At 60.0% G+C, this 3,391-nt stretch carries 1 protein-coding gene and 2 pseudogenes; 2 read left to right on the top strand and 1 reads right to left on the bottom strand.

Annotation, left to right across the window (positions count from 1 at the left end; translation table 11 throughout):
- Both AC5JJ6_RS05070 and AC5JJ6_RS05075 read left to right on the top strand, forming a co-directional pair.
- Positions 1 to 259 (top strand): annotated as a pseudogene (locus AC5JJ6_RS05070) (IS3 family transposase); the annotation flags it as partial.
- 800 nt (positions 260 to 1,059) lie between these two features.
- Positions 1,060 to 1,536: pseudogene (locus AC5JJ6_RS05075) on the top strand (IS3 family transposase); the annotation flags it as partial.
- 40 nt (positions 1,537 to 1,576) lie between these two features.
- Here the strand turns inward: AC5JJ6_RS05075 and AC5JJ6_RS05080 are convergent.
- Complete coding sequence (locus tag AC5JJ6_RS05080; RefSeq protein ID WP_496040998.1) at positions 1,577 to 3,082, bottom strand: alkaline phosphatase D family protein; 1,506 nt, start codon at positions 3,080 to 3,082, stop codon at positions 1,577 to 1,579.
- Positions 3,083 to 3,391 lie beyond the last annotated feature (309 nt).

Genomic DNA, 3,391 nt, shown 5'->3' on the forward strand with positions numbered 1-3,391 from the left:
AACCAGGGGCGCCTATGGATGGCCTCGGATCTGGCGTGAGCTGCGGCACCGAGGCATTCGGGTCGGCAAGGAGCGGGTGCGCACGACGATGCGGGACAACGCCATTCGGGCACGCTCGAAGCGGAAATACAAAGCGACGACCGACAGCAATCATGGCTTGCCGGTTTCGGATAACGTGTTGAACCGTGACTTTCAGCCGGAGCGACCTGATCTGGTGTGGACCGGAGATATAACATACAGTGCGCCTCGTCCCGGATGGTCCGGGGTGCATATCGCTGGAATGCTGATGAGAAAGGAGGGAAATGAAGAAAGCCCTGCCCTCTGCTGTGAGAGGGCATGAGCCCAAGCGGCGGTGACCTGTCGTCAACTGGCAGGGTGACGTAGCCCGCAGGTAAAGGGAATTGAGGCGAAGCCGTTACGCCGAGATGGTTCCCGAGGCTGTAGCACTGGAAGGTTGAGGAACACGAACCGGTTAATCCGCATCCGAGGGCTGAAATGTCGCCTTCGCCTACACGGCTTAACAGGCGGAATGCTGATGAGGCCGCCGGAGACGTATGTCGGCGGCATCCGAACGCAGGTGCATATGTAGGGCACCTGCGGGGAGCCATGGAGAGAACGCAGCCAGGCCATGGCATCGGCATCGACTTGCGGGACGCAAGGACAAGGACTGCGACCGGCAACCGACCCAGTGCGTGAGACGTCCAGCATATGAACGAGGGAAGGCATGATGGAATGCCAAGGGATTGACCCCGATGTCCATCATGCTGGCGGAGTCCTCGTAGTAGTCCGAGGCAGGGAAAGCCTGTCACATGGCGAAGGAGGACAGTTCAACCAGCTTGGAGTGCAGACTACCTGACCCAATGAGGTGAAGACCTTTGATAATCAGCGAAATGCAGCACAAGCTCGCGACATGGGCTGAAAGCGACCCGAACCGTCGGTTCGGTCGCCTTCTCCGGCTCATCAATGTCGCCATGGCCGTGGGCCAAGGTTGAATGGAGAGCCGTATGCGCCGAAAGGTGCACGTACGGTTCGGGGAGGGGAAGCGCTCACGCGCTTCCTACTCCACTCGCTACGCGGGAAGGATGGTTGTACCTGGCCGTCGTCATCGACCTGTTCAGCCGGCAAGTGGTTGGCTGGGCGATGGGCAGGCGTATGACGCGACACCTCGTCATTGATGCCCTTACCATGGCGTGGTTCAGACGCCGACCGGCTGAAGGCTTGATCTTCCATTCCGATCAAGGCTCTCAATACGCCAGCGGCGAGTTTCAAGCGACCTTGCGCGGTTACGCCATGCGCGCATCGATGAGCCGGAAGGGCAACTGTTGGGATAACGCAGTAACGGAAACTCTTTTCGGTTCATTGAAGGTCGAGCGGCTTCACGATATGCACTTTGAAACACGGCGTCAGGCCCAGGACGAGGTCATCGACTGGCTTGCCTTCTACAACCGGAAGAGAATGCATTCGACCTTGGGCTACACGAACCCGATGGCGTTCGAGGAAAATTGGCGTCGCCAGCAGGAAACGTTGGCGGCATAACTCAGGCGCTATGGGAGGCGCTGCACGCGGGCAAGGTCACTTAGCGATCGACGTTTTCATCCTTGCTGTCGAGGACGCAGGGCGTATCGAGGATCGTTCCCGGATCGATCCGATGGATATGGTCTGCGATCGTCAGGCGGCTTGTCACCCCTGTGCCGTGCCACGTTGCAGTAAGATCGCCCGCTGCGGTGAACTCGATTTCCAGCCAGTTTCGAGCACGCATGAAGCGGCGGCCCAATCCGGGTAGAGGTAGCAGCCTTGCCGAGAGATCAGAGGCAGGCTGCAACGGCTTGGCGCCAATTCGCTCGAGAAGGGCAACGGCCAGGGCCGATGGCGGCGGGTGAACGATGCCTGAAGAGGTGAGCTGATGGATCTCCGTCGTGCCGCTCTCGATCATGCCCCAGGATCCCAGGTGAATTTCACCCGACAGGGACGTGACCTGTACTCGCCGTTCCGCCGAGAAGCGAAGCAGGGTGCGCAGCAGGCAGGTCCATTCGCCCCAGTGCGCCAAACTTGGCCACTGATCGATCAGGTCGTCCTGCCATTCTTGGTGCCCGGGAATGTGGCCAAACAGCCGCTCAAGCACATGGAAGTGCACGTGCACCAGCGGCACGCTGGAGAGGAGAAGGACATGGCGGCAGTCCGCCATGTGCTCGAGACTTGCCTTGAAGGCACACCATCCCGCCTCGCCCATGACCCGGTCGCGCGTGCGTTCGGAGCGCAGATCCGGAGCCACGATGCCAATCTCGCCCAGGCGGTAGGCCCAGGCGAACTGTTTTCCGCGACGGTCGGTAAATCCCTCCGGCAGGTCGTAGGCGTGCGCCGCGAGCTGGAACAGGGCGAAATGTTCCCGGGCCGCGGACCAAAGCCCTTGGAACATCGCGCTTTCTGACCAATCCGCAGCGTAGCTCCCCCACCCGTCGATAATGTCGTGGTCGTCCCACATCATCAGCGATGGAACAGAGGATAGGAGCGGCGCCAACTCTGGTTGGCTCCACAGGTGACAGTAGCTGTTCCAGAAGAAGTCGCGCGCTGCTTCGGCCATTCCGGGCGTGAAGGAAGCGTTTCGTCGCTGGTGCCAGGATTGTTGCCGCCACTCGGCAAATGCCGGAACATCGTGCCATAGCGCGTCGGCATAGAGCTGATCGCCACCGTGAAGCAGCAGGTGAAAGGGATTTTTCGCATGTTCCGCCGCCAGGTGCAGCCAGCGCTCATTGCGCTCCCGCCCGCAGGTCCAGAGGTTCTTCACCTCCGTCCCATTGCATGCCACGTAGGCTAGCCGAAGGGCACCCGTGGCCGGCAGGTGAATGTGCCAGCTCTGATCCCCCACCCTGTACTCGTGACAGCAGGGCGAGCTACGTGTCGGTAAGGTGAAGTCGTAGCGCCAGAGGCTGCAGCCGCATCGCTCGGCAAGGCGCAACGGCATCGCACGGCAGGTCCTGGTCAGCAATGGCGGCGGCTCTACGTGCGCTACCAGCAAGGCCGAAAGGCGCCACGCGCCGGCCTCAGAACCACGAAAATAGAGTACCGGCCCCATGAGCGTCATCAATCTCGTTCCACAGTGCTCTGGAGCATTCCTTGATGCCCTGCACGATCATTAGGAGCATAGAGCCTAGCAGTTAGTTCCCTGCGGCCCATTTCTCTGATTTGATGGGATCATTGAACATCAGCCACACGTTAGAAACTTCGGGATTCTCCTGGATAGAGCTGCCGCCAGCCGATCGGCCAGTGGGAGTTTGATGGTGAAGCTTCTTGAAACAGTTCGATCCTAACAGCTAGGGTGCAGCTCCATTCCCTTGAAGTGATTGCTCACGGGGTTGACAAAAAGGGTTGCGCTGGAGCTCGCAATATGAGT

Source organism: Skermanella sp., assembly GCF_059503625.1.